General features: G+C 64.9%; 7 protein-coding genes. 1 reads left to right on the top strand and 6 read right to left on the bottom strand.

Annotation, left to right across the window (positions count from 1 at the left end):
• On the bottom strand, positions 1-771 hold a 771-nt coding region (gene rpoH / locus AC1DT2_RS02035), incomplete at its 3' end, for an RNA polymerase sigma factor RpoH (protein ID WP_477293886.1).
• 418 nt (positions 772-1,189) lie between these two features.
• On the opposite strand from rpoH, the gene AC1DT2_RS02030 reads away from it, so the two are divergent.
• The gene (locus AC1DT2_RS02030; protein WP_477293884.1) at positions 1,190-1,336 is read left to right on the top strand and encodes a hypothetical protein; all 147 of its coding nucleotides are present in this window, start codon (positions 1,190-1,192) and stop codon (positions 1,334-1,336) included.
• A gap of 212 nt (positions 1,337-1,548) precedes the next feature.
• Here the strand turns inward: AC1DT2_RS02030 and ung are convergent, their stop codons facing one another.
• From ung to AC1DT2_RS02005, 5 genes are all read right to left on the bottom strand, one after another.
• Positions 1,549-2,244, bottom strand: coding sequence for a uracil-DNA glycosylase (gene ung, locus AC1DT2_RS02025; protein ID WP_477293882.1), 696 nt, complete (start codon positions 2,242-2,244; stop codon positions 1,549-1,551).
• Positions 2,241-3,080, bottom strand: coding sequence for a response regulator (locus tag AC1DT2_RS02020; RefSeq protein WP_063571481.1), 840 nt, complete (start codon positions 3,078-3,080; stop codon positions 2,241-2,243). Before AC1DT2_RS02020 ends, ung begins: the two co-directional genes overlap by 4 nt.
• Positions 3,081-3,093: 13 nt before the next feature.
• The gene (ftsX, locus tag AC1DT2_RS02015; protein WP_063571480.1) at positions 3,094-4,074 is read right to left on the bottom strand and encodes a permease-like cell division protein FtsX; all 981 of its coding nucleotides are present in this window, start codon (positions 4,072-4,074) and stop codon (positions 3,094-3,096) included.
• Complete coding sequence (ftsE, locus tag AC1DT2_RS02010; protein WP_477293879.1) at positions 4,071-4,748, bottom strand: cell division ATP-binding protein FtsE; 678 nt, start codon at positions 4,746-4,748, stop codon at positions 4,071-4,073. The genes ftsX and ftsE overlap by 4 nt, the downstream gene beginning before the upstream one ends.
• A gap of 214 nt (positions 4,749-4,962) precedes the next feature.
• A complete protein-coding gene (locus AC1DT2_RS02005) occupies positions 4,963-6,753 on the bottom strand; it encodes a DEAD/DEAH box helicase (RefSeq protein ID WP_477293877.1) in 1,791 nt (596 codons plus the stop codon).
• Positions 6,754-6,789 lie beyond the last annotated feature (36 nt).

Below are 6,789 nucleotides of genomic sequence, written 5' to 3'. Positions count from 1 at the left end.
ATCCTGCAGCGTGGCCTTGTTGTCTTCAGCCAGCCAGCGGCGCTGGATGATGTCACGCGAGCGGGCATCCAGGTTGCCGAGCGCCGAGGACAGCGCGCCCATCTGGTTCTTGCTCGCGTCTTCTTCGGCAAGGTTGTCGTACGGATCCGCACCTTCGTCGACAAGAAAGGCGGCCGGGGCCGGCTTGTCATCGTCATCGGCGTCGGCTGGAGCCTCGAAACCAACGTCACGGCCGGACAGGCGCGATTCCATCTCGCGAACCGTCGCCTCGGGCACGCCCAGGTCCTGGGCAACCACGCGGACTTCCTCGGCATTCATCCAACCCAGGCGCTTCTTGCTCTTGCGCAGGTTGAAGAACAGCTTGCGCTGGGCCTTGGTCGTAGCGACCTTCACGATGCGCCAGTTACGCAGGATAAATTCGTGCATTTCGGCACGGATCCAATGCACCGCAAAGCTGACCAGACGAACGCCCTGATCCGGGTCGAAGCGCTTCACGGCCTTCATCAGGCCAATATTGCCTTCCTGGATGAGGTCCGAGAGCTGCAGGCCGTAGCCGTTGTAGCCACGAGCCACATGGACCACGAAACGCAGGTGGGACATAACGAGCTGCTTGGCGGCGTCGAGATCGGCGTCGTCACGGAAGCGGCGCGCCAGCGACTGCTCCTCGTCAAGGCTGAGCACCGGGATGCGATGGACCGCCGAGATGTAGGAATCCAGACTGCCAACGACGCTCGGGAGCCCGTAGTTACGGGTGGCGAGGACCTGAGACATGTGTGGAACCTCCTGAAAACTGGTGTGCAGATTAGCAGTCCCGAAGCGAGAGTGCTAAGCCATGCCGAAGTTCATATCGGTTAACTGTACGCTATGGTACAGAAATACCCCTGGCATGTCCAGAGGGGGTCCAAAGGGATTCAGGAGGCAGACGGTTCCCCTGCCGCGGAGGGCGCGGCAGCAGGGTCGTCGACGAGGCTATGTAGCCGTCGTGCCTACAGTTATTGGGGCCGAGGGCTGGCTTTAAAGGGGCGTCGTCCCGCCTAGGCTCGGGACATGGCACTGCGTTTTTCCCCTCGAGCCGGCACCCTGGCGATCTGTCGATTCCCATCGCCGGGCACTGCAGTGGGCGCCGAGATGGTGAAGGCTCGGCCCGTTATGGAGAGAGAAGACGGGGGATCGTTGGGCCAAGTGCGACATGGTGACCACCGTCAGTCTCGAGCGGCTCAGCATGGCCGACGCGCGTCATCACGATGGGAGGCTCAGATACCGTTCCGCCGAGATCGATGCACAGACGCTACACCGCATCCGGCAAGCACTTGCTTATATCTTCGAAGTTTTCTGAAAAATCGAAGTATCGATCGCTGGGTCGTTGACCCGAAACCCGTGGACATCTAACTTTGCACCCGTCAGTCGGTTCGCCCGACCTCAAGACCTCGGTGAGACCTTCGGGTGGCAGCCGCGGCAGGCCGAATGCGCGATGACAAGCGCCTCGGATCCTAAACTGGCCCGCGAGCTTCGGCTCGCGGGCTTTGTCACTTCTGCAGAATGCTTTCTTCAGAGCTCGGAGCGCGGCGGCAGCGACCAGTCTATCGGCGCTTCACCCCGTGATTCGAGGTACGCATTCGCTTTGGCGAAGTGGCCACAACCAAGGAAGCCGCGATGCGCGGATAGCGGCGACGGATGCACGCTGCGCAGGATCAGATGGCGATTGCCGTCGATCAGCTGGCCCTTCTTCTGCGCATGACTTCCCCACAGTAGGAATACGAGTCCCTCGCGCTGGCGATTCAATGCATCGATCGCCACGTCGGTGAAACCTTCCCAGCCCTTGCCTTGATGCGAGGCGGCCTGTGCCGCTTCCACGGTGAGCACGGCGTTGAGCAGGAGCACTCCGCGGTCGGCCCACGGCGTCAGGCATCCATGTTCGGGGCGCGGAATACCGAGGCTACCCTCAATCTCCTTGAACATGTTCTGCAGCGACGGCGGCACGCGCACGCCCGGGCGCACCGAAAAGCTCAAGCCGTGCGCCTGACCGGGGCCGTGATACGGATCCTGCCCGAGGATGACTACGCGCACCTTGTCGAAGGGCGTGTGCTCGAAGGCATTGAAGATGTCCGGCCCAGGTGGATAGATGTCTTTGCCGTGCGCTTTTTCCTCACGCAGGAACTGGGACAGCGCCAGCATCTCCGGCCGATCAAGGTAGTCGCCGATCCGCTGCTTCCACGAGGCTTCCAGTCGCACGCGCTCGTTCAACCGGCAGCCCTTTCGCGAAGGTGCAGCGCAACGCGCAGCTGGAAGAGGAGCTTCGTGATCAGCAGCTTCTCCTCGACAGGTTTCTCGACGAGATCGTTGGCGCCGGCGCGCAGCAGCGCGGCCTGGTTCGCCGGATTCTCGTCACCGGTCATGATCAGGGTGGGCAGCTGCCCCTTCCCGTAGCCGAATTCGTTGCGAATGCACTCGACGAGATCCCCACCGGTGAGTTCTCCCTTGAGGCTCACGTCGGTCAACACGATGTCGGCGCCCACCTCACCACGCGACCTGGCTTCATGCAGGTACGCGATGGCATCTTCGGCACTGATCACGTGACGGACGGTGAGTCCGTACTTCTCCATCATGCGACGCGTGGCCAATGCGACCACGCGACTGTCCTCGACGTACAACACGTCGCCCTCGGCACCGCCTTCGGGCCGAACATAGCCACGAATGAATTCCGCGAGCGCGCCGAAACCCAGCGACTTGTCGAAGTAGTCGGTGACGAACTCACCCAACTCGCGCTTGTGCAGGCGCGCTTCGACGTCGCCCGAGACGACGACGATAGGCATGTAGATCTGCGGAGCGGACTCGCGAACGAAACGGGCGACGTCGAGGCCATCCATATCCGGCAGGCGCAGGGCGACAGTGACGAAATCGAAGACGCCGCGTTGCAGTTCGGACTGCGCTTCGGCGCCCGTGGCCACGCCGATGATCTCGACACCCGGCACTTCGGCCGCGACCACGCGCGAAATCAGCTGGCGAACGACTTTGGAGCCGTCGACCAACAGGATTCGCGGCGCAGCGCCGGCGACACCCGAACCGATGTGAGATCCCACCCCTGTCTCCCCTTCAGGCCATCGCCGCGCGGCGAATTTGCCGAGCGCTGACGAGCCGCGCGCCCAGCCACCCAAGCAACGCCGAAGCGAAGGGTACCGAAAGCAGCAGCCATGCGGGGAGTCCGCCGAAACTGACACTGCCGTCGTAGGCAGCAGTGAGGCGCCCCACTGGACCGGCCATGGCCAGTTCGAGGACGACAGCCAGGACCACGGCCAGTATCCCCGCGAGCAAGCCGAGCCAGATGCCTGCATAAAGATAGGGTCGACGAACGAAGGGGCGACTGGCGCCGATGAGGAGCAGCACGCCGATTTCGGCGCTACGGCTCTGGATATCCACACGAATGGTGTTACCGACCACCAGGAGAGCGGCAATACCCAGGAGCAGGGCCAGCAGGGAAACCGCCCGGCTTCCCACGCCGAGAAGCGCATCGAGGCGCTGTCGCCAGGCGCCCGTGTCCTGGACCATGTCGACACCCGGTGTCGCCTTCATGGCCTCGACCAGGCGGTCGACCTGCTCGACCGGCAGACCCGGCTTCGGCTGCACCGATAGAACGTACGGGAGCGGATTCACATCGAGCGACTGCAGCGATCCGGAGAACCCCTGCACTTCCGCCAGCTCGTCGAGGCCATCCTTCGGCGTGCGCACGACGATTTCGGCGACCTCGGGGCGACCACGCAGGGCCGAGGCGGCGGTCTCCGCCATGGCACCGTTCTGCCCGGGCTTCATGAACGCACTGATGGATTGGTTCCGGCCGAGGGCATCGCCCATCCGCTGAACATTGCCCAGCAGCAGGTAGAAGGCCAACGGCAGGGCCAGCGCCACGCCCATGACGGCGACCGTCAGCAAGGTGCCAAGCGGCCGGGCACCCAGGCGACGCAGGCTGATAGACAGGCTCCACACGTGGTGCTCGCGCCAGGCGCTCACGTGACGAGGGCCGCTGCGACGCGTCTTTTCCGGCTCGGGCTGACGGCGCTGTTCGCGAACGGCGTTCATACCACCTCCGTGGCGGGGACATCGGCAACCAGCTTGCCGTGGTCGAGGACGACGACGCGTTTTTTCATTCGCTTGATCAGCATGAGGTCGTGGCTGGCGACAAGAACCGCGGTCCCGACCTGCTGGAATTCGGCGAACAGACCCATGATTTCCATGGCCAGCTGCGGATCGAGGTTGCCTGTCGGTTCATCGGCAATGAGCACGGCGGGCTTGGCCACGATGGCGCGGGCGATGCCGACGCGCTGCTGCTCGCCCGTGGAAAGGGAACCGGGCAGCTGCTTCTCATAGCTGAGCAGGCCGACCTTCTCCAGGGCCGCGCGCACGCGACGCCCACGGTCGGCCGGCGCCACGCCGGCGATCACCAATGGCAGTTCCACATTGGCAAAGACGGTGCGATCCATCAGCAGCCGGTGGTCCTGGAAAACCATGCCCAGCTTGCGACGGATGCGCGGGATATCGGAGGGACGGACGGTATTGAGCTTCTGGCCGTCGAGGGTGACGACGCCGTTGGTCGGGCGCYCGATCATGGCCAACAGCTTGAGCAGGGTGCTCTTGCCCGCGCCGGAGTGACCGGTGACAAAGGCCATCTCGCCGGCTTCGACACTGAACGACACATCGGTAAGGGCCTGGTGATCGCCCTCGTACCGTTTACTCACCAGATCGAAACCGATCACCGCGTTACCCGTTGGCCCGTTGAACCCCAGAGGATAAGGGAAGTGGTGTGGGTTTTGCGGTGGCTGGGTCGCGCTTCGCGCTGATCGCCGATAAATCGGCTCCTACAGGGCCGTCGCCGCTGAAGCGGCTCCCACAAGAAGCCCCGAAACCCCGGGGGCCTGCGCTCGCCCGGGGGCCCGCGCTCTGTGCAGGAGCCGATTCATCGGCGAGCTCTTAGCTACCGCCGAACAGACGACCGATGCGGCGGAAGAAACCCACCTTTTCCTGGCCGCCCGAGGCAACCGGAGCCGGGCCGCTGGCCGACGGACGGTTAGCCGCCACCTGACGCGACGGGCGGCGGTTCGGATTGCCCTGCCCCTCGGCGGTCTGGCGCGGCGCTGCAGAGCCGTTCGGCTTTTCACCCTGAACGTTCGTCGGGGTGCCGCCAGCACCGTTGCCATTCTCGGCGCCCTCGCGGGCACCGCGACCACGGCCACCGCGACGGCGACGCTTCTTCGGTGCGCCATCGGCGGCCATAGCCTCTGCAGCGGCCGGGAGATCGGCGACCGTCTCGGCGACGACAACCGTCTTCATCGGCACTTCGACAGGCGCGGCGCCGGTGGCGACGACGGGCGCGTCGGGACGGGGCGTGCGCGGACGGCGTTCGGCGCTGCCCGAACGCTCGCGGCTGCCGGAGCGCTCACCGGACCGCGGACCGCCACGGCCGCCATCACGGCTGCCACTGCGGCCACCCTTCTCTGGCGGCGCGCCGCGGGTCGGGATGTGGCCGTCGTTGTCGTTCGGATCGTCGATTTCGTCCTGCACGCCGTCGGCGCGCGGGCGCGGGGCGGGCATCACCAGCATCCGGGCCTCGATGGAGGCGGTCGGAATCTTTTGGTTGATGTAGGTCTCGATGTCCGGCAGGCCCATGGCGTACAGGTCGCAGGCGAAGCTGACCGCATCACCCTCGGCGCCCAGGCGCGCGGTACGGCCGATGCGGTGGACGTAGTCCTCGGCATCCTGCGGCAGGTCGTAGTTGAACACGTGGCTGACGGCCGGGATGTGCAGGCCGCGGGCGGCCACGTCGGTCGCGACGAGCAGGTCGATCTGGCCGTCCTGGAAGCGCTGCAGCAGCTTCTGGCGCTTCACCTGCGGCACGTCGCCGGAGATGGCGCCGACGCGGAAGTTGTGGCGCTTGAGACGGTCCGTGACACGCTCGGCCGCGGCCTTGGTGTTGACGAAGATGATGCTGCGCTCGGTCTTGCTCTCCTCGAGCAGGTTGAGCAGCAGCGGCAGCTTCTCTTCCTTGGAAGGGAAGTAGACGACCTGGCGCACACGGTCGGCGGTGACATTCTCCGTCTCCACGACCATCTTCTCGGCCTCGTGCATGTGCTCGTAGGCGAGCTCCAGCACGCGATGGCTGAGGGTGGCGGAGAACAGCAGCACCTGGCGCTTTTCCCGGRCAGGCAGGCGACGGAAGATGAAGCGCACGTCCTTGATGAAGCCGAGATCGAACATGCGATCGGCTTCATCGATGACCATGACTTCGACGCTGCCGAAGCCGAAGACATCCTGCTTGTAGTAGTCGAGCAGGCGACCCGGCGTGGCGATGATGATGTCGCAGCCATCGCGCAGCTGCTGGCGCTGCTTGTCGTAGTCGACGCCGCCGTAGATCAGGGCGCTGCGCAGGCCGGTGGCCTTGCCGATGACCTGGAAGTCCTTCTCGATCTGGATCGCCAGCTCACGCGTCGGCGCGATGATCAAGGCGCGGGGATCGGCGTCCTTGCGGTCCGGCGCGGCCGGGTTGTTGAGCAGGCGGTTCATCAGCGCGACCAGGAAGGCGAAGGTCTTGCCCGTGCCCGTCTGCGCCTGGCCGGCCACGTCGCGGCCAAGCAGGGCGACCGGGAGGGTGAGCGCCTGGATCGGGGTCATACGGGTGATGCCGGCGGCGGCAAGGCCCTGCTGGAGGAGCGGATGAAGGTCGAAGTTTTCGTAGAAGACGTCGGTGAGAACGGTTTGGGACATGATGGGTGGGTGACCTGGAAGTCTCGCGCCGCAAAT

The sequence above is a fragment of the Luteibacter sp. P4_E6 genome (assembly GCF_056401535.1).
This window is presented reverse-complemented; position numbering and strand designations above follow the sequence as displayed.